General features: G+C 62.7%; 20 protein-coding genes and 1 pseudogene. 10 read left to right on the top strand and 11 right to left on the bottom strand.

Features of this window, described 5'->3' with window-relative positions; all coding sequences use genetic code 11:
- On the bottom strand, positions 1-336 hold a 336-nt coding region (locus tag VGE27_RS12625), incomplete at its 3' end, for a nuclear transport factor 2 family protein (RefSeq protein ID WP_331050019.1).
- Positions 337-402: 66 nt separating this feature from the next.
- On the opposite strand from VGE27_RS12625, the gene VGE27_RS12620 reads away from it, so the two are divergent.
- On the top strand, positions 403-831 hold the full coding sequence (locus tag VGE27_RS12620; RefSeq protein WP_331050018.1) for a BlaI/MecI/CopY family transcriptional regulator: 429 nt from the start codon (positions 403-405) through the stop codon (positions 829-831).
- The gene (locus VGE27_RS12615; RefSeq protein WP_331050017.1) at positions 812-2059 is read left to right on the top strand and encodes a M56 family metallopeptidase; all 1248 of its coding nucleotides are present in this window, start codon (positions 812-814) and stop codon (positions 2057-2059) included. The genes VGE27_RS12620 and VGE27_RS12615 overlap by 20 nt, the downstream gene beginning before the upstream one ends.
- A gap of 24 nt (positions 2060-2083) precedes the next feature.
- Here VGE27_RS12615 and VGE27_RS12610 read toward each other — a convergent pair whose 3' ends face one another.
- Positions 2084-2494, bottom strand: coding sequence for a (R)-mandelonitrile lyase (locus VGE27_RS12610; protein ID WP_331050016.1), 411 nt, complete (start codon positions 2492-2494; stop codon positions 2084-2086).
- Positions 2495-2597: 103 nt separating this feature from the next.
- Between VGE27_RS12610 and VGE27_RS12605 the strand changes: the two genes are divergently transcribed.
- The gene (locus VGE27_RS12605; protein WP_331050015.1) at positions 2598-3071 is read left to right on the top strand and encodes a hypothetical protein; all 474 of its coding nucleotides are present in this window, start codon (positions 2598-2600) and stop codon (positions 3069-3071) included.
- A 144-nt stretch (positions 3072-3215) separates the two neighbouring features.
- On the opposite strand, the gene VGE27_RS12600 is transcribed toward VGE27_RS12605, so the two are convergent.
- Positions 3216-3974, bottom strand: a complete 759-nt coding sequence (locus tag VGE27_RS12600) for an NAD(P)H-binding protein (RefSeq protein ID WP_331050014.1) — start codon at positions 3972-3974, stop codon at positions 3216-3218.
- 186 nt (positions 3975-4160) lie between these two features.
- Between VGE27_RS12600 and VGE27_RS12595 the strand changes: the two genes are divergently transcribed.
- Complete coding sequence (locus tag VGE27_RS12595; protein WP_331050013.1) at positions 4161-4790, top strand: hypothetical protein; 630 nt, start codon at positions 4161-4163, stop codon at positions 4788-4790.
- A 337-nt stretch (positions 4791-5127) separates the two neighbouring features.
- Positions 5128-6183: a hypothetical protein gene (locus tag VGE27_RS12590; protein WP_331050012.1), complete on the top strand. Its 1056-nt coding sequence runs from the start codon at positions 5128-5130 to the stop codon at positions 6181-6183.
- Between the two features lie 37 nt (positions 6184-6220).
- On the opposite strand, the gene VGE27_RS12585 is transcribed toward VGE27_RS12590, so the two are convergent.
- Positions 6221-7057: an ion transporter gene (locus tag VGE27_RS12585; RefSeq protein WP_331050011.1), complete on the bottom strand. Its 837-nt coding sequence runs from the start codon at positions 7055-7057 to the stop codon at positions 6221-6223.
- A 90-nt stretch (positions 7058-7147) separates the two neighbouring features.
- Here VGE27_RS12585 and VGE27_RS12580 point away from each other — a divergent pair, with 90 nt between their 5' ends.
- Positions 7148-7777 (top strand): hypothetical protein, encoded by a 630-nt coding sequence (locus VGE27_RS12580; RefSeq protein ID WP_331050010.1) that lies wholly within the window; start codon positions 7148-7150, stop codon positions 7775-7777.
- Between the two features lie 9 nt (positions 7778-7786).
- Here the strand turns inward: VGE27_RS12580 and VGE27_RS12575 are convergent, their stop codons facing one another.
- Both VGE27_RS12575 and VGE27_RS12570 read right to left on the bottom strand, forming a co-directional pair.
- Positions 7787-8506, bottom strand: a complete 720-nt coding sequence (locus VGE27_RS12575; protein ID WP_331050009.1) for a hypothetical protein — start codon at positions 8504-8506, stop codon at positions 7787-7789.
- Between the two features lie 120 nt (positions 8507-8626).
- Positions 8627-9238: a GyrI-like domain-containing protein gene (locus VGE27_RS12570; protein WP_331050008.1), complete on the bottom strand. Its 612-nt coding sequence runs from the start codon at positions 9236-9238 to the stop codon at positions 8627-8629.
- 217 nt (positions 9239-9455) lie between these two features.
- On the opposite strand from VGE27_RS12570, the gene VGE27_RS12565 reads away from it, so the two are divergent.
- Positions 9456-9956 (top strand): hypothetical protein, encoded by a 501-nt coding sequence (locus VGE27_RS12565; protein ID WP_331050007.1) that lies wholly within the window; start codon positions 9456-9458, stop codon positions 9954-9956.
- Between the two features lie 3 nt (positions 9957-9959).
- Here VGE27_RS12565 and VGE27_RS12560 read toward each other — a convergent pair whose 3' ends face one another.
- Positions 9960-10433: a MarR family transcriptional regulator gene (locus VGE27_RS12560; RefSeq protein ID WP_331050006.1), complete on the bottom strand. Its 474-nt coding sequence runs from the start codon at positions 10431-10433 to the stop codon at positions 9960-9962.
- A gap of 141 nt (positions 10434-10574) precedes the next feature.
- On the opposite strand from VGE27_RS12560, the gene VGE27_RS12555 reads away from it, so the two are divergent.
- Together VGE27_RS12555 and VGE27_RS12550 are read left to right on the top strand one after the other, a co-directional pair.
- A complete protein-coding gene (locus VGE27_RS12555; protein WP_331050005.1) occupies positions 10575-10997 on the top strand; it encodes an organic hydroperoxide resistance protein in 423 nt (140 codons plus the stop codon).
- Positions 10998-11048: 51 nt separating this feature from the next.
- A complete protein-coding gene (locus tag VGE27_RS12550) occupies positions 11049-12212 on the top strand; it encodes a benzoate/H(+) symporter BenE family transporter (protein ID WP_331050004.1) in 1164 nt (387 codons plus the stop codon).
- Positions 12213-12224: 12 nt separating this feature from the next.
- On the opposite strand, the gene VGE27_RS12545 is transcribed toward VGE27_RS12550, so the two are convergent.
- The 3 genes from VGE27_RS12545 to VGE27_RS12535 all read right to left on the bottom strand — a co-directional run bounded on the left by VGE27_RS12545 (position 12225) and on the right by VGE27_RS12535 (position 15274).
- A complete protein-coding gene (locus VGE27_RS12545; RefSeq protein WP_331050003.1) occupies positions 12225-12575 on the bottom strand; it encodes a Spx/MgsR family RNA polymerase-binding regulatory protein in 351 nt (116 codons plus the stop codon).
- 12 nt (positions 12576-12587) lie between these two features.
- Positions 12588-13817 (bottom strand): serine hydrolase, encoded by a 1230-nt coding sequence (locus VGE27_RS12540; protein WP_331050002.1) that lies wholly within the window; start codon positions 13815-13817, stop codon positions 12588-12590.
- A 131-nt stretch (positions 13818-13948) separates the two neighbouring features.
- Positions 13949-15274 carry a S41 family peptidase gene (locus VGE27_RS12535; RefSeq protein WP_331050001.1) on the bottom strand — a complete coding sequence of 442 codons (1326 nt, stop codon included), beginning with the start codon at positions 15272-15274 and terminating at the stop codon, positions 13949-13951.
- Positions 15275-15494: 220 nt separating this feature from the next.
- Between VGE27_RS12535 and VGE27_RS12530 the strand changes: the two genes are divergently transcribed.
- A complete protein-coding gene (locus VGE27_RS12530; protein ID WP_331050000.1) occupies positions 15495-16439 on the top strand; it encodes an SDR family oxidoreductase in 945 nt (314 codons plus the stop codon).
- Between the two features lie 263 nt (positions 16440-16702).
- Here VGE27_RS12530 and VGE27_RS12525 read toward each other — a convergent pair.
- Positions 16703-16892 (bottom strand): annotated as a pseudogene (locus VGE27_RS12525) (hypothetical protein); the annotation flags it as partial.

Raw genomic sequence — 16892 nt, 5'->3', positions numbered from 1 at the left:
CACACTGATCTCCGCGCGTGCAGTGGCGATGGGACCGGTGATGTCGACCGAGGCCACCCGCGTGAACAGCGTGGAATCGCGCGGGTGCGGACGCTGGAGTGCGAGGTATTGCTCGCGGGTCATATCCACGAACTTGCCGTCCACCGATCGCTTGAGATGACAGGTGGGGTGCATGGCGCGGCCGAGCAGCAGTGTGTCGCCGGTGGCCCAGCCGTCGAAGTAGTACTGAATCGTGCGCAGCACCGCGCTGCGGTCGTCGATGGGGGCAGCCGTTTGGGCTCGGGTTTGCACGGGCAGTCCCAGCATGAGCAGGATGGCCAGCAGGAAGGTGCGCATATGGCGGAGCAGGGCGGGAAGTGGGAGTTGCGGTGAGAATCGGTGAGTGTTAAACTTGTTAACGTTATGGTTCGTAACATTCAAGTCCCCGACCTCCCTCCACTCAGCACCCTCGAGCGTGATGTCATGCGCATCGTGTGGGATGCGGGTGAAGTCACTGCCGACGATGTGCGGCAACAACTCACGCGTCCCCTCAAGGACGCCACGGTGCGCACGGTGCTGCGTCGTCTCGAGGAGAAGGGCTATGTGACCCACTCCGTCGAAGGGCGCACCTTCCTGTTCCGCAGTGTGCATCCGCGAGAAGCCGTGGCTGGCGGAGTGCTCAAACAATTCGCCGAGTCGTTCTTTGGTAGTTCGGTGAGTGCGCTGCTGGTGGGGCTGGTGGAAGCCAAGGCACTCAGCTCCCGTGACCTACAGACGGCCATGCGTCGGATTGAAGCAGCGCGCGAGAAGGAAGGCCGGAAGGAGCACCGGGATGAGCGAGACGAGTCCTGATCTGCCGCTGATGGTGATGGGGCTGCAGGAGCTGGCCATCTGGGTCGTGGCGGCCATGGTCACGCTGACCTTGAGTCGGCGCCCGGATCTCGAGCGATTGCCTTTGCGTCTGGCGCTTGCGTTATCGTTGCTCGCCGGTGCCCTGCTGGCATTCGGATGGACGCTGCCAACGGGGCCGTCACTCGTCACTCGACTCGCCGTGCAGACACCACCAGCCATGCAGGCGATGCTGGAGGAGGACCGTACGTGGGCCGGACTGGAATGGGCCCGCGCGATCTGGGCGGTGGTGGCCGCGGGTCTCGTTGTCCGGCTCGTGGTGCAGTGTGTGCGCAGCTGGCGCGTTGCGCAGCGCGCGGTACCAATCACCGCCTTGCCGCCCGAAGTTGCGGGAGGATACAACTGGTGGCCGTCGATTCGCCGCAGTGACACTCTCGCGGCGCCGGCGACCATCGGCAATGTGATCGTGTTGCCCCACAACTGGAGCGAGCTGCACACCCGGGCCATTCGCGCACTGCTGCAGCACGAGCGCGGCCATGTGTCACGTGGGGACTTCTGGTGGACCCTGCTTTCGAAGCTCCACCTTGCCGTGTTCTGGTGGAATCCGCTTGCCTGGTGGGCGGATCGTCGGTTGGCCTACCTGGCCGAGTGTCTCAGTGACGATGATGCGCTGAGCAGCGGCCATCGTGGCACGGACTACGCCGAGTTGCTGCTGCAGTACGTGCAGCGAACCTCGCCGGCGACGGTGGGGCTATCGGCGGCGCGCTGCATGCATCAGCGTCTCGATCGGATTCTCACACGCTCGGCGGAATGGCAGCGCCCTTCGGCATCCCGGTCCACCATGGCCGGGCTGCTCACGGGAGCGGCGCTGGTGCTGTGCATGCCGGTGTTGTGGGCTGCGGGGGCGGCGACGGAATTCAGTGAGCCGCTCCGGTTCGTGCTGGTGCGCGGCGGGGGCAAGGATGTGCTCATGTCCGGTTCGCAGCAGGACGCATACCACGCACTCGCTGCCGCGGGGCAGAGCCGGCAGTCCGTGCTATGGTATGCTCGCGGGTCCCGCGTGCGCATGGTGGACGATGCCTGTGTGATCGCTGAAGTGGAGGCCTTTCATCGCGGCCAGCGTGCGACAGAAGTGACTACCGTGGCTACGGCGGCGAGTGCACAGCGACTCACGCGCACCGAACCGGCACGAAAGACCTTCTGGTTGATTCGCAAAATCGATCGACCGTAAGCGAGAGACAAAACGGAAGTTCGCTTACGTGGACGACGTATCACCTGCGTACTGCTCGTCCGTGACATGCTCCATCCAGTCGACAGTCCGGCCATCAAGTGATTCGTGAATGGCGATGTGTGTCATGGATGTCGTGGGTGACGCTCCGTGCCAGTGCTTTTCGCCTGGAGCAAAAAGCACCACGTCGCCCGGGGTGATCGCTTCGATCGGGCCACCCTCGCGCTGCACGAGACCTCGTCCAGCCACCACGATCAGCGTCTGACCGAGGGGATGGGTGTGCCACGCTGTTCGGGCACCCGGTTCGAAGGTCACGGAGGCGCCGCCCGTGCGAGCGGGTGTGTTGGTTTGAAACAGCGGGTCGATACGCACGATGCCCGTGAACCAGTCCTCAGGGCCCTTGCCCGATGGCTGTGAACCTGCGCGCTTGATCTCCATACGACGCCTCTCCGTGTTGGGTGCTCATCGATGATGAGGCGATGGAATGCGCGGCGGAAGTGGGAGACGCGTTGGGAGCGTTGATCGCGTGCTAGATTGCGCGATGCCATCGTTAGCCCACCCAGTCGAGCGCCGTTTGTCGTTGGCCGAGTATGTGCGTCGCCGCACAGGCCGGCCATTGGGGGCTCCCGGTTCGCTCACGGCCATGCTGCGACGGGCGTTTGGAGCGAATACACTGGCGGGATTCTGGAGGTATTGGAATCCGATCTTTGGCTATGGCCTGTCGCGTTTTGTGTACACGCCGTTGCGCGCATGGACTTCACATGGCCCCGCTCTCGTCGTGACGTTCGTGGTGTGCGGGGTATTGCACGACGTAGTGACGATGTTGGTGCGGCGTGGTGCGGCGTTTCTGTTCACACCATGGTTTCTGATCATTGGGTTGGCCATTCTGATCGCCGAGCGTTTTTCGTTCACAGTACGCGCACTGCCATTTGTTGGTCGAACCGCGGTGCATCTGGCCGTGTTGGTGAGCACGTTTGGGATTGCGCGATTGGTGGAGCGGCTCTTGGTCGCTTGACGGCGAGATGAAGGGCGATTGCTCCATCGAAACGGTGGCATTGACGGGGCCTATGTTGCCACGTGGCACCTGGTCACTATGCGTGCTGGTGCTTCTTGACCATGATCGCGGCAGGGGGGTTCAAGCGCGATAGCGCGTGACAGGTTACGGCCGTTGACCGCGATGATCCTCACTCGCCAGCCACGCATCGAACGTGATCTTCCCTTCGATCCGCGCCGCGCCGCCACGGAGTGAGCCCGACGCCAGTCCGCGGCCGTAGCTGCCGGGGAACTGCAGTTCCCACACCCGACGGCTGCTTCCCTCGTGCGTAAGCTGTCGGCGCGCGAGATCGGCCAGACGTTCATCGCGTGGACCGACCAGGTCCGTTGTCCGCTTCATGGGCTGGTCCTCCGCCACTGCAACGAGATGTGCGCCCACTTCACGCGCCGCCACCGGGCGCATGAGTGTGGTGGGCATGATGGCAATCGGCCCGCCCATGCCGGAGAGCAACTGCCCGGCGAACTCGTGAAACTGCGCGACTCGCGCAATGGTGTACGGAACGTGGCCCGCGGCGATGGCGCGCTCCTGCGCCAGCTTGCCGGCGTAGTACGACGCGTCAATGTCATCAATGCCCACGATGGACAACGCGACATGATGCTGCACGCCGGCGGTTGCTTCTGCGGCGAGCAGGTTTCGCGTACCCGTCCCGAAGAACTTCCGCGCGGTGGACGCGAACAGCGTGGTGGTGTTGGTGACATCGATGAGCGCGTCGACACCGATGAGGGCATTGGCGAGTCCTTCTCCGGTCTGCACGTCCACCCCGTTGGACCGGGACAGGATGACTACATCATGACCCCGGCTGCGGGCAGCGGCGGCGGTGTGGCGACCCACAGTGCCGGTACCACCGGCGATGGCGATTCTCATCTCACCTGCTCCTTCGTGCGTGCATTGGAGTGATTCGCGGGTGTCCGGTGGTGGGCGCCCGTTCAGAATGGTGACGAAACTCGTCGCGCCAATGTGACATGGCGGCATTTAGGGGGTGGACGACGCCTGATCCTGGCCGCAGATCTGCTTCGCAATGTCATTCTCACATTTTTAGAGAGAAAGCCTATGAAGACTGTCTTGTCAGCGGTTGTGGTCGGTCTGATGCTCGTGGTTTCGGAGATTGGTGCCCAGGAGACGGCGAGGCGCCGTGTCGGACTGGGATTGACCGGAGCAGTCACCACATTGCCCGATGTCTTTGTTTCTCAGTGTGGGGTGGGCAATACCGGGGGCGGCGCAGGCATCGCAGGTGCCGGTGCGCTCCTGTTCAGACCGTGGAATTGGATTGCCATGCAAGCCGATGTGAGTGCGACGCTTCCGACTATCAAGGCCGGCTGTGTGGGCCTCGTGTCAGCGGTCAGAATCGACTACGATCACAAAGACTTCATCGATCCGGTGTTTCTGTCCACCGCGCGCATCGGGCTGGAGACGCCGCCCGGCCTGCCGTTGGTACGCGCCACCATCGGCGCCGGATATGTACTGGGCGGCACGCAGCCGCCATTGACGGTGTGGGGCTTCGCCACCGGCACACGAGGTCAGGGCAAGCGACTGCTCATCGAGTGGGATCGTTTCCGTACGCGGGTGAACGCCGCGGAGGTGCGTAGCAACGGACTGGTGGACACCTCGAGTACGCCGATGGTCGTCCGTCCTCGATGGAGTGCGCTGCGTATCGGCGTAGAGCTGCCGCTCAAGCGCTGATCGCTGTGTTCGCGGACGTGTCGGCCCCTGGTAGATCCGATCCAACCTCTTGGATGAACCCATGAAGAATGTCTGGTCGATGGTGATGGGATGGGCGGTAGTTCGTTTCGGACACCATTGTCACTCGGCTGCAATAGACCGCCCTGCGCTTCGGTGCCGAATTCCCAGTGGGACGATGAATCAAGACATGAAACACCCGAGATCGCCTCGCCATTTGTAACACCTCCATGCGTGCCGCGGTTTTCCTCGCGTCTGCATGCATCGGGCGCTATCTCTCCGCTCAATGCGCAGGTACGCGGCGACGACGCCGCAACGACGCTCTTGGAAGAGGTTGCACATGAGATTTTCGCTCCCCTCGTGGCTGGAAACGACGCAATGGCGTCTGCTGTGCAACACCATCCCGGAATGTTTGGCTCTTCTGTCGGCCGTACGTGATCTCGAAGGCAAGGACATCTACCAAACCGAGGCCCGCGAGATCGAAAAGTTGTGGACCGCAGCGGGGAAGGGGGTGGACGAGTGGGAACGTCGGCGGACGATGCGCGGGAATGCCAAGCCAACACTTGGCCAGCATCGCTCCGGCAACAGTCACATGACCGGCGGTCGCAATATGGGCATCTCCGATGCGGCCTTGCTGCTGCTCACGGTGGTGTACGATGGCATCGTCGTGCATGTCGACCGAGCCAACGTGTATCACTTCTATCCATTCACCGGGGCCGAGGGCCAGGGGAAACTGGATCAGGTGGTGGGAGAGCTGCAATCGCGGGCAGGCTACAAGCGATACAACGGCCAGAAGCTCTGGGAGAACGGCATACCGCTGCTGTCGCAGATCTACATCTACGGACACTGTGAGCCTGGTGTCCCGAAGATGGTGAATGACACCGAGACCACGATTCTCGACAGCACGCAGCTGGCCGTGCGACTGATCGCCAGTGGTTTGCAAAAGGAGTTCTCGGGGCGCGTGAAGGTGTTTGGCTGCCACAGCGGTGCCACCAATCACGACAGCGCCGACGATGAAGAATCGGTCGCCGAAGCCCTGGCCAACGTGATGCGCGGCCGGAAGTACAATTCCTGTGAGTTCTTCGGCTATACCGAAGCGCTGCGGTACTCCAACTCCGTCGAATCGGCGACGGGGCACAAGTACGCGCTTACGGCTACGAGCAGTCCTTCGTACGCCACATCACTCCGAAATCCTTCCTACTACGAAAAGGTCGTCAAGCAGACGCTCTGGAAGGTGTATGCCGCCAATGCCTCGAAGAACAAGTTGTCCAAGTACGACATGATCATGCAGGAGATGACTATCCGCGATGCGCTCGACAAGGAGCGTGATGAAGTGTCGAGGATCTGGTATGCCAACAACGAAGTCCGGGCATCCGATGTGCGGAAGTCTTTCTAGCGCACCTCACGCGCGCCGGAGCATTGTCAGATCGTCATCAGAGCATTGTCCCGCACACGCGGCAATACTTCGCATCGAGATCGTGCCCGCCTGCCGAACAGGACGGGCACGATTGCGTTGAGACCCCGTGCTGGAAACGTCCGGCCGTGAGTTCACTCGTCACGATGCCCGTGGGCACGGCAATGATGCCGTAGCCGAGGATCATGACCAGTGATGCCAGGGTTTGTCCGAGTGGCGTGCGCGGCGCGATGTCGCCATAGCCCACGGTGGTGAGCGTGACCACTGCCCAGTACATGGACACCGGCAGGCTGGTGAAGCCGTTCTCCGGACCTTCCACCACGAACATGATCGAGCCCACGATCACGACGATGGTGGCCACGGTGAGCAGGAACACGGCAATCTTGCGCATACTCGCCCGCAGCGCATGGGTCAGTCGCTCGGCCTCCGACAGAAACCGCGCGAGCTTGAGAATGCGGAAGATGCGCAGCAGGCGCAGCACCCGCACCACGAGCAACGCCTGGGCACCGGGAATGAACAGGCCAAGCCACGACGGCAGAATCGCCAGCAGATCCACCACGCCGAAGAAACTCGTGGCATAGCGCAGCGGCTTGCGCACCGCGACGAGCCGCAGGATGTACTCTAGCGTGAAGATGGCCGTGAGTGCCCATTCCAGCACCACCATCACGGACTGCGTGCGCGGCGAGAGATCGCGCAGCGTCTCCACGCTCACTGCCACGATGCTCACGACGATGAGCGCAATCAGTCCGACATCAAAAGCGCGACCGGCGAACGTGTCGGCTTCGAAGATGATCTGATGCAGTCGAGCTCGTCGTGAATCGGCAGGAGGTGGTGCCTCCGAGATGGGCGATGTCATGACCGTGAATTATCGTTGAAGGAATCCGCCCGGCAATGGTGGCGTGATGAGGGCGGTATTTCCCGCAGGTTCCCTCAAGGAGGTATGTGCATGAAGACTGTCTTGTTCGCTCTGATGGCTGTGTTCCTGGTGTTCGCCAATGTTGCTGGGGCGCAGCAAACACGGGATCGACGTGTGGCGCTCGCCGTCACTGGTGGTCTTACCTCAATTCCAGATGGACTTGGCGCGCAATGCGGTCGCAATGCGCGAGGGAACTCTGGCGGAGGACCGGAGGGCAGTGCCGCAGTGGTCGTGCGTCCGTGGCGATTGATGGTTGTGCAGGGCGATCTGCGTGTGGCCAAGCACATGGTCCCCACCGGGTGCGATCTGATCGGTTTCGACCTCGACACCACGTACAACGCCGAGGATCGACGCGATCCGTTTGTCACCTCCACCGTGCAGGTGGGCATTGAGACACCCGCCAACTGGCCATTGCTGCGGGCCACCGCTGGTATGGGCGTGTTGTGGGGCAGCTCCATGCGAATGGTGCCCGTTGTCGGTGTGGCAGCGGGTACCCGGGGTCAGAATCTTCGGTTGCTTGTCACCGCCGAGCGCATGCAGACACGGGTGAACGCCACCGAGGTGATTGGCTTTCCGCGTCTGTCTGCGAGCTCGAGACCCATTGTTGTCCGACCGTCCTGGTATGCTGTCCGGGTCGGCGTGGAGATGCCGCTGCGATAGCGCGTGCGGCTATTCCCTGGGCAGCACGTCCTTGTATGACTTCGTTGCCGAATCGTAGACCATGAGTTGTGCGCGATCGGTGCCGGTGCTGCGCAGGATGGCACTCTCCTGGCCGGTGGGCGCGGAAATTTTCATCTGCGCCCACCCGCCTTTGCCCACCAGTGCGGTCACCCGGTCAAACGCCTTCTCGCCCGGCAGACCGTTCACCACGAGTCCGGCCATCTGATCGTTGGCGAAGGTGACCAGGCACGCGGCTTCCTTCACGCCCTTTGCATAGTCGAGGCACACATTTGCTCGGCCATCGGGGAACGCGCCCATGCCGCCACGTTCATTGCCGTCGGGATCGGCAATCACGAATCCCGCGCTGCCACCCACACGATTCACCACCGTGCCATTGATCATCGGGGCGGGCGTGGGCGCGCCGAGTGCGGTCTGCAGTGCGCCGGTGGGGGAGAGCACCGCAATGCCGTCGCCGGATTGGGCGGCGGTGCGTCCCGGCAGGGTGAGGGGCGCGCCGATGACGATGCGCGGCCGGCCGAGGGAGTCTTCCACGATGATGCCGCGCACGCGGAGCACCTGTGCCTGGGACGGCGCTGTCCCGCGCTGTCCGGCGGTCCATGCGCCCAGCAGGAGCGCGGCGCCAAGACATTGTGCGACGAGGCTGCGGCGACGGTAGCGGGCGAACTCGAGACGCAGGGTCTCGAGGGCGGTGGATTCATTCTGGGGCATGTCCGTCTCCGGTGTGTTGAATAATCAGCACTGCTGAAATTCCAACATACGGGATAGGGACGGCCGGTCAAGAGTGGTTTGCGGTGCGTCTCCAAGGGCCGGATCCGCGGAGGGTACGGGCTACCCGAGCGGCTGCCGCACGATGGTCTTCCATTTGTCTGGCGCGGCTTTGCGAATGTCGCTGAGGTAGATCTCGTGATGCTTGCCGGCGAGCTGGTGGCCTTCGATGTCAATGAACGTGTGCAGCCGTGCGATGGTGGGGCCTTCTTCCGTGAACGGGCCGATGTGCATCACCTGCGCGGCCGGTCCTTCGGTGAACGATTCGAAACGCACCAGTGAAAGCGCGGGCAACTTCTTCTTGCGCGCGACCTCGTGTGTGATGTCCCGCACGAGAGCGCCCGTCACCCATTCGGGCTGCATGATCATCATGGTCCACTGCCACGCGGATCGATCGCCGGCGGTGAATGCGGCCATGTCATCGGCCCACCACAGTCCTTCGAGTGGCATCACCCCGTAGTCGATGCCAACAGCGCTCTTCTTCACCGCAAACTTGAGCGCGTACGACAGCGTGAACAGTGCTTCGACCGCCTCGGCATATGCTGCTGATGTGTTCGGATCGCCCACGCCGTCGATCATGAGGAATTGCATGGCGGGCACATCCACGAGGGACGGCGTCTTCGCTGACGGTGCGTACAGCGGATGCAATTCTTTCCTGAGATCGCGCTTGGTCATGGTGTATGCTTCGCGGGTGAAGTGCGTCGGTGTGGTTGATAGGTGAGCCAGGGTGTCGCACGCGCTCTGGGTGCAGTATGTGGCACCACCGCAGACTTCGAGCATCGCAATGAATCTTCGGCCCATTCTCTTCGGTACTGCTCTTGTCTGCGGCCTGGTAGACAGGCTCGAGGCGCAGACACAGCAATCGCTCGTTTCCGTGGGCGTTGTTGCTGGCGTGAGCAGCACAGCCGGGCAGTACGCCAATCATTTCTACGGTACTGGCGGACAGCTCGGCGTGCTGAGTCAGGTCCGAACGCCGTTGTCGTGGCTTTCGGTGCGCATCGACGCGGGGTACCAGTCGCTGGGTGGCAGGACCGCGTGGGTCACCGACGCCGACGGTAAAACGGTTGGTCCGATGCAGCGTTCAGACGCGATGTACTCCGCCGCGGCAAGTCTGGTGCTCCGCTGGCCAGGGCTTCGAACCACCGTGCAGCCCTATGCGCTTGCCGGTGGCGGGAGTTACTGGGTGCGATCATCGGCTTCTCTCCCCTCGATCCTGCTTGATCCGATTGATCATTCGGTGTCAGCAACGACGCGCACGAACGGCTTCAACGTGGGCGCCGGCCTCGAGGCGCCCTATCGCCGGGCCATCGTGTTTGGGGAAGTGCGGTATCAGCAGTTCGGACAGCTACCAATGCGCTTCGTGCCGGTCAGCGTGGGCGTGCGCCTGAGATAGGGATCAACCCGGATCCCCGACGCTCCACCCACCGATTGCGGCATAGATCGAATCGCGGAGTTGCTTCACATTGCCGTTGAGGGCACCCAGCTCCGCCGGCGACATACCGGCCGTCGCCAGCAGCGTTTCGCCCAGGCAGGCGGACCGCTGCTGCATGTCCCGACCCGCCTGGGTGAGCGACACGACCACCTGGCGTTCGTTCTCCGGGTTGCGGGTGCGCTGCACCAGACCGGCTGATTCGAGGCGCTTGAGCAGGGGCGTGAGGGTGCTTGATTCAAGCGCCAATTTCTCTGCAATTGCGCCCACTGTCAGTGCATCATCGCGCCACAATACGTTGAGTACGAGGTACTGTGGGTACGTGATACCCAGTTCATCCAGCAGCGGCTTGTAGGCGCGCTGGATCGCCATGCCCGCCGAATAGATGGCGTAGCAGAGCTGCTGATCGAGCGGGAGCAGGGTGTGGGCGGCGTCAGTCATGGAGTCTCCGACCTAGGATCATAGCACAAAATGACGCAAAAAGATACTGCGATAACAATTACAGTTGACAAGTGATCCTTCGTGGTACAGGTTGCTTATCGCGATAACTGTTACCGTTCAATTTCAACCGGAGCACATACCATGAACGTCCTCTACCAGACCGCAGCCACCGCCACCGGAGGCCGCACCGGCCAGGCAGCCACCCACGATGGCGCGCTCAGCGTCGCCCTCGTCACCCCGAAGGAGCTCGGCGGTCCCGGAGGCGACGGCAACAACCCGGAGCAGCTCTTCGCGGCCGGCTATTCGGCGTGCTTTCTGGGTGCCCTCAAGTTCGTCGCCGGTCAGCGTAAGATTGCCGTGTCGGCTGACGCATCCGTGACAGCTGCGGTGGGCATCGGTAAGCGTGACGACGGCCAGGGCTTCGGCCTCGATGTCGCTCTGACGATCAACCTGCCCGGCGTCGATGCTGCGACGGCCACGGAACTGATGCACGCGGCTCATGTGGTGTGCCCGTACTCGCACGCCACGCGCAACGGCCTGGATGTGCGACTCGCCCTCGCCTGAGACGGCGCATAGCGTCCGCGAAAATCCCGCGACGCTCAGCTACCATACGACATGAACAGCAAGATGCCCCCGATTCCATCATGGACTTCCGCACTCGTGGCGGTCCTCATCGGATTCGGGGGCACCGTTGCTCTGGTGGTGCAAGCGATGCGCACCCTCGGGGCGTCGGTGGAGCAGACGGGATCGGCCGTCACCGCGCTCTGTCTTGCCATGGGTGTCACAGGCATCGTCGCCTCAATGCGTACCCGCATGCCGGTGGTGCTCGCCTGGTCGACACCGGGTGCGGCACTGCTGGGTGCCAGCACCGCCGGCCTCTCATGGCCGGTCGCCATCGGCGTGTTCATCGCCGCGGCATCGATGATGATCCTCGTGGGCCTCATTCCGGTGCTGGGGAGGCTGGCCGAGCGTATGCCGAGTGGGATTGCGTCGGCAATGCTGGCCGGCGTGTTGCTGCCGTTTTCGCTCGAGCTGTTCCGACTGGGCGCGGTGGATCCGCTGCTCGTGGGGCTCCTGGTGGTGGTGTATGTGGCTGCGCGCCAGCGGGTGCCGCTGTATGCGCTGCTGCTGGTGCTCACATCGGGAATGCTGCTCACGCTGGTGCGCGGCGATATCGCTGATGTGCCGGCCGGTGCCACGTTCGGCGCGCTCCTTCCCGTGATGCCGGTGTTCGATCTGCGCGCGATCGTGAGCGTGGGGGTACCGCTCTTTCTCGTGACGCTGGTGTCGCAGAACCTGCCGGGACTCGTGGTGCTGCGATCGGCGGGCTATCAGCCGCAAGCGGGTCCGTTGCTGCTCGGGACCGGCTTTGCGAGCCTGCTGGTGGCGCCGTTTGGCGCACATGCCGTGAACCTCGCGGCCATTGTCGCCGCACTGTGCACCAACAAAGACGCCCACCCCGATCACAACAAGCGATGGGTGGTGGGCGTGCTGTACGGGACTTTCTACCTGGTGCTCGCGCTCTTCTCGCCGGTGCTGGTGCGGGTGTTCGTGGCCCTGCCGCATTCGACGATCGCGGCGTTGACGGGCGTGGCGCTCATTCCGTCCATCATCGGCGCCATCGAACAGATGCTGGGAGACGTCGAAGCGCGCGATCCGGCCATCATCACCTTCCTTGCGACGGCGTCCGGGCTGGCCTTGTTCGGACTGGGCGCGGCGCTCTGGGGACTCACGGCGGGGTTCGTCGCACTCGGCATCAAGACGCTGTTGCGACGCTGACGGCGCGCGCTGCTACTTGCCCAGCGCAGTGGCCCAGTTGGCCGCCTTGAAACCCAGCAGCAACTGATCGCCGGTATCCAGCACGGGACGCTTGATGAGATTGGTCTCAGCCAGGATCATCTTCTTCGCCCGCTTGGCGTCGATGCCCACCTTGTCCTGCTCCGGCAGTTCCTTGAAGGTGGTGGAGTTGCGATTGAACACCTGCTCCCACCCGGCACGTGCGAACCAGTCGTCGACGACCGCCGGGTCGATTGTGTTCTTGCGGTAGTCGAAGAAGGTGTAGGCCACGCCATTGGCGTCGAGCCACTTCATCGCGTTGCGTACCATGTCGCAACTCCGGAACCCATACAGCTTGGCCGCCATCTGATCTCCAGCTCAGCGTGATCCGGGTGTGCCGGTCGCGCGCAGGTGTTCGCCGTACTTCCAGAGCGCATCGAAGATGGCGCCAGTGGCGCGACGATCGGTGCCGCTCAGTGAGGTGTTGGAGATGTAGATGACGCCCACGTTGCCGGCAACATCTGACAGCATCTCGACCTCCACGCCGGGATCATTGCCCCCATGCCCCACGCGCAGTCCATTGAACTTGGTGCGCCAGAAGAGGCCGGTATTGCCATCGGCTGCCGGGAAGTTGGTGGGGCGATTCGCGTCGGTCAGCTGGAAACGCCGCATCTCGGCGGTGCTCGCCGAATCGAGGATGCGCACGCCATCCAGGACCCCATCGTTGAGCATGGCGATGAAGAAGCGCGACAGATCGGATACGGAGGTGCGCAGCCCGCCATCGGGATAGGTGGTGCCTTCGTAGATGGCGATGGGGATGCTGAACCCACCCTGCGAGACAAAGGGCGAGGAGTGGTTGGCCGCGTTCACCTCACGCAGGAACCAACCGGTGTTGTTCATCCCGAGCGGCGTGAAGATGTGTCGCTTGGTGTACACGTTGAGCGCCTGACCGTGCGCACGTTCGACGATGAGTCCGGCGAGCGCGGCGCCGATGTTGGAGTAGTCACGCAGCTCGCCCGGCTTGGCCTCGAGAAAGTTCTCCTTCGCGTAGTACTTGCCGCCGGGGGTAAAGTAGGCCTGCAGGAACGCGTGGAGTGATTCCTTGGAGTTGCCATCAAACCGATAGGTGGCGCGGTAGATCTCCCAGCGGTCGGTGATGCCCGATGTGTGGGTGGCGAGATGACGCAGCGTGATGCGCTCATTGGGGCGATGTGGATTGACCACACGAAATGGCAGGTACTGATTGATGTCCGCGTCGAGCGAGAGTTTGCCCTCTTTCACCGCGCGCATCATGGACACGCCGACAAACGGCTTGGCCACGGACGCCACTTTGGCGGTGGTGTTGGGGGTGAAGGGGCGCGTGCGCTGCCAGTCGGTGAAGCCGTAACCCTTCATCCACACCACACGCTTGTCGACGATCACAGCCGCGCCGAATCCCATGATGCCGGCATCATCCATCGAACGAGTGATGAGGCTGTCGAGCGAGGCGAGCATGGGTGCTGATAGGCTCGGTGCTGTAGCCTGCTTCGCCTGTGCTGAGAGCGAACGCGCCGATGCGATGAGCGCCAGAGAACACAGTGCGATGCTGGTACGCGCGAGTTGCCGCATGGAAGCCTGCCGAAAAGGTAGGTCGGGATAGCGAGTGCGGCTCCGTACGCGATGATGTCGCATTCAGTTTCGTGCCATTGCTGAATGAGATCGAGGTCCGAAAGCGACCAGACGGCACAATTCCCTGGCAACTACAGTTGGCGCGCGCCAGCGCGCATGCGACGTATGGTCACAACAGCCGAATCCACCGCGAAGTCGCGACCACTCCGCCACTCGGCCAGTGTGCGAGCAGGCAGTGGGCGATTGGGTTGCACGCCCGTGCCCACAAACTCTCGCCCATCGGGATAGCGGTCATGCTTGGATACCATGCGTGCGAACCCGCCACCCGGCAGTTGCCAGAAGATAGGGTTGCCGGTGCTGCCGCCGCTGAGTTGACCCATGGTCACAATGTGTGGAATGGTACTAGCCGCCACGAGAAAGTCTTCGGCCGCCGAGAACGTCTCGTGATCCTGCAGGATGATGGTCGGCAGAATGAGTGGATCTGCAGACGGTGGGTATCGACCATGGGATTCGAATGGCGAGAACGCACTGTCTTGTGCGTAGCCTGGACGACCCCAGCCCTTGAACGCCGCGTGATGAATGCGGGTACGCCATTCCTGCAGCGGAATGGAGTCGGCGGTGAGATGTGCCAGGATCCCCCATCCGTTGGCGCTGTTGCCTCCATTGTTGCCACGCACATCGAGCACGAGCCCGCGTGCTGAGCGCAGCGCCGGCAGGATGCTCTGAAAGTCCTGCAGAATGCTGTCACTGTCGAATGAGGTGAGGCGCACGTGGGCAATCGAATCACCGAGCCAGTGTATGACGAGCCGGGGTTCGGTCGACGGCAATAGCCATTCGTCGTTGCGGCTGCGCCGATCGCGAGCCAGCGTGGTGTCACCGTGACTGCCATCGGGCCGTTGGAAGGTCAGTCGTACAGATTGCGAAGCACGACCGATCAGCGCGTCTCGCGCGCCATATGCCCATCGCCAATGCGACGTGCTGGCCGGTGTGAATGGCAGCACTTCGGCTTCGAGATACTCCCCAACAGACCGGCCATCGATGGAGAGAATTTCGGTGCCGACCGGAAAGGCGCGCACCAGCGTGCGCCCGGTATTGCGAATGACGAGGTGACCGTCCACCCACACGGTGAGCAACCATGGGTATGTGCGTGTCTGTGACATCGCTGGCGGAAAGCTCACGCCTGTGTGTCCGTCGCCCAATGAAGCGGCGAATCGCTGCAGTTCGCGATAGTAGCTGTAAGTATCGGGGGCCGCGATCACCCGCCCAATAGCCATGCGATAGGCCGAATCGAGAGAAAAGTTGAGTCGATTCTTGAAGACAAAAGAGCGATTCGCTTCCTGCCATAGCTGCGACAGGCCGAGCACGCGTTCGTCCATCGAGATGGCAGGCTCTTGTGCGGGCGATGGACGAGTCGCAAGCAGCAGGGTCAAAGCGACGGTCAGCTGGTACAGGCGCATTGAAGGCGGGGGTTGAGGAAAGGACACGCTCCGACCCGCTTCGACTTGCGCGAAGCCATCCGTGGTTTGCAGATGTGGGGATATCCAGACATTTGTCATGCTGGGCGGGGCTGTGTTGTGTTGGAGACGCTCTGGTGGAGGCTCATTCGGGCAGATACAATCGAGGGCGCTGACGGTTGCGCTGGTAACCGGCGTCCCTCCTCCTGCAATCCCTCCATCGATGCGTCTGCTTCGTCCACTTTCATTGATGACGGCACTACTGTGTGTCGCCGTGTCGAATCTCCACGCGCAGGCGCAACGTGCCGTGCTGGTGACCGGCGCCAGTTCCGGCATTGGCCGAGTGATTGCCGAGCGTCTCGCGAAGGAGGGTTTCTTTGTGTATGCCGGCGCGCGCCAGGCGGATGACATCGCCGCCTTGTCGAAGATTCCGAACATGCGCGGGGTGCGGCTCGACGTGACGTCGACGGCGGATGTGGCCGCGGTGGCGAAGCAGATCGAAGCTGACGGAAGAGGGCTGCATGGCTTGGTGAACAATGCGGGCGTGGCCACGGGTGGTCCGCTCATCGCCACGGAAGACGAAGAGCTCACCCGGGTGCTCGATGTAAATGTGGTGGGGCCGTTGCGCGTGACGCGCGGCGTGGCGCCGCTGCTGATCAAGTCGAAGGGGCGTGTGGTGACCATCTCCTCCATCTCCGGCATTCTGTCGGGCGCGATGCTTGGCGTGTATTCCATGAGCAAGCACGCGGTGGAGGCGTTTGGCGATGCGCTGGGCGCCGAGCTGGCGGGTTTGGGCGTGACATCGAGTCTTATTGAGCCAGGCAACTACCGGTCGGACATCGGCCGCAACACGATGACGGCGGCTGTCGCAGCAGCGGAACGTGCCAAAGGCACGCCATTCGAGGCAGCGATGCAGAACTTCGTGCGCGCGATGGGCAACTACGATTCGTATCCGCAGCCGGACAGTGTGGCGTCGGCAGCGCTGCACGCATTCACGTCGGCGCAGCCACGTCCGCGCTACATGGTGGTGCCGGCGGCCGGTCAGGCGACGGCAACCATCCGCAAAGCCATGGACGAGATGGTGCAGCTCAACTACGGGCACCAGTTCAGTTACGATCGTGAGGCGCTGATCAAGATGCTGGATGAATCTCTGGCGCGGGCGAAATAGCTGATCGTGAGCGAATCATTGACGGAACAATTGCAGCGCTACGTGTTCGATGATGGCCCGCTCGAATTCGCCGTGGCACCGAACGACAGCGTGAGCGTGTGGAACTGCACAGAAGTGTATCGTCAGGAGGAAGGTGCGTGGCGAATCATCTCCACGCACTGGTCACCCGTCAGGCCGCACCTGTCAGCTGGCTCATCGGCACCATGGCTACGATGAAGCATTCCCTGCTCATCAGTAGTTGACAATGCGCCCCGCGCCGCGGATCAGCGGCCTTTTGTATCGGCTCCCCACGGCGCAGGCGGCAGTGCGACGGGGCGCGTGAGATCGAAGTCCACACGAAACCGCCGATCACTGCCCTCGCGGCGCAACTGGTAGCTGAATCGTGTGGCCGTGAGTTCCACCGTCCACACATTGGTGCGCGCGGTGGGAATGAGGGCGGCAGTGAAACTGTCG

Source organism: Gemmatimonas sp., assembly GCF_036405635.1.
In the GTDB taxonomy this organism is placed as follows: domain Bacteria; phylum Gemmatimonadota; class Gemmatimonadetes; order Gemmatimonadales; family Gemmatimonadaceae; genus Gemmatimonas.
This window is presented reverse-complemented; position numbering and strand designations above follow the sequence as displayed.

What these genes read in the sequence shown, in the direction of transcription:
- VGE27_RS12585 (WP_331050011.1), bottom strand. Translation starts at nt 7,057, where the DNA reads ATGACATCGCCCATCTCGGAGGCACCACCTCCTGCCGATTCACGACGA.
- VGE27_RS12595 (WP_331050013.1), top strand. Translation starts at nt 4,161, where the DNA reads ATGAAGACTGTCTTGTCAGCGGTTGTGGTCGGTCTGATGCTCGTGGTT.
- VGE27_RS12590 (WP_331050012.1), top strand. Translation starts at nt 5,128, where the DNA reads ATGAGATTTTCGCTCCCCTCGTGGCTGGAAACGACGCAATGGCGTCTG.
- VGE27_RS12580 (WP_331050010.1), top strand. Translation starts at nt 7,148, where the DNA reads ATGAAGACTGTCTTGTTCGCTCTGATGGCTGTGTTCCTGGTGTTCGCC.
- VGE27_RS12530 (WP_331050000.1), top strand. Translation starts at nt 15,495, where the DNA reads ATGCGTCTGCTTCGTCCACTTTCATTGATGACGGCACTACTGTGTGTC.
- VGE27_RS12620 (WP_331050018.1), top strand. Translation starts at nt 403, where the DNA reads ATGGTTCGTAACATTCAAGTCCCCGACCTCCCTCCACTCAGCACCCTC.
- VGE27_RS12560 (WP_331050006.1), bottom strand. Translation starts at nt 10,433, where the DNA reads ATGACTGACGCCGCCCACACCCTGCTCCCGCTCGATCAGCAGCTCTGC.
- VGE27_RS12545 (WP_331050003.1), bottom strand. Translation starts at nt 12,575, where the DNA reads ATGGCGGCCAAGCTGTATGGGTTCCGGAGTTGCGACATGGTACGCAAC.
- VGE27_RS12605 (WP_331050015.1), top strand. Translation starts at nt 2,598, where the DNA reads ATGCCATCGTTAGCCCACCCAGTCGAGCGCCGTTTGTCGTTGGCCGAG.
- VGE27_RS12540 (WP_331050002.1), bottom strand. Translation starts at nt 13,817, where the DNA reads ATGCGGCAACTCGCGCGTACCAGCATCGCACTGTGTTCTCTGGCGCTC.
- VGE27_RS12570 (WP_331050008.1), bottom strand. Translation starts at nt 9,238, where the DNA reads ATGACCAAGCGCGATCTCAGGAAAGAATTGCATCCGCTGTACGCACCG.
- VGE27_RS12600 (WP_331050014.1), bottom strand. Translation starts at nt 3,974, where the DNA reads ATGAGAATCGCCATCGCCGGTGGTACCGGCACTGTGGGTCGCCACACC.
- VGE27_RS12555 (WP_331050005.1), top strand. Translation starts at nt 10,575, where the DNA reads ATGAACGTCCTCTACCAGACCGCAGCCACCGCCACCGGAGGCCGCACC.
- VGE27_RS12575 (WP_331050009.1), bottom strand. Translation starts at nt 8,506, where the DNA reads ATGCCCCAGAATGAATCCACCGCCCTCGAGACCCTGCGTCTCGAGTTC.
- VGE27_RS12610 (WP_331050016.1), bottom strand. Translation starts at nt 2,494, where the DNA reads ATGGAGATCAAGCGCGCAGGTTCACAGCCATCGGGCAAGGGCCCTGAG.
- VGE27_RS12615 (WP_331050017.1), top strand. Translation starts at nt 812, where the DNA reads ATGAGCGAGACGAGTCCTGATCTGCCGCTGATGGTGATGGGGCTGCAG.
- VGE27_RS12535 (WP_331050001.1), bottom strand. Translation starts at nt 15,274, where the DNA reads ATGCGCCTGTACCAGCTGACCGTCGCTTTGACCCTGCTGCTTGCGACT.
- VGE27_RS12550 (WP_331050004.1), top strand. Translation starts at nt 11,049, where the DNA reads ATGAACAGCAAGATGCCCCCGATTCCATCATGGACTTCCGCACTCGTG.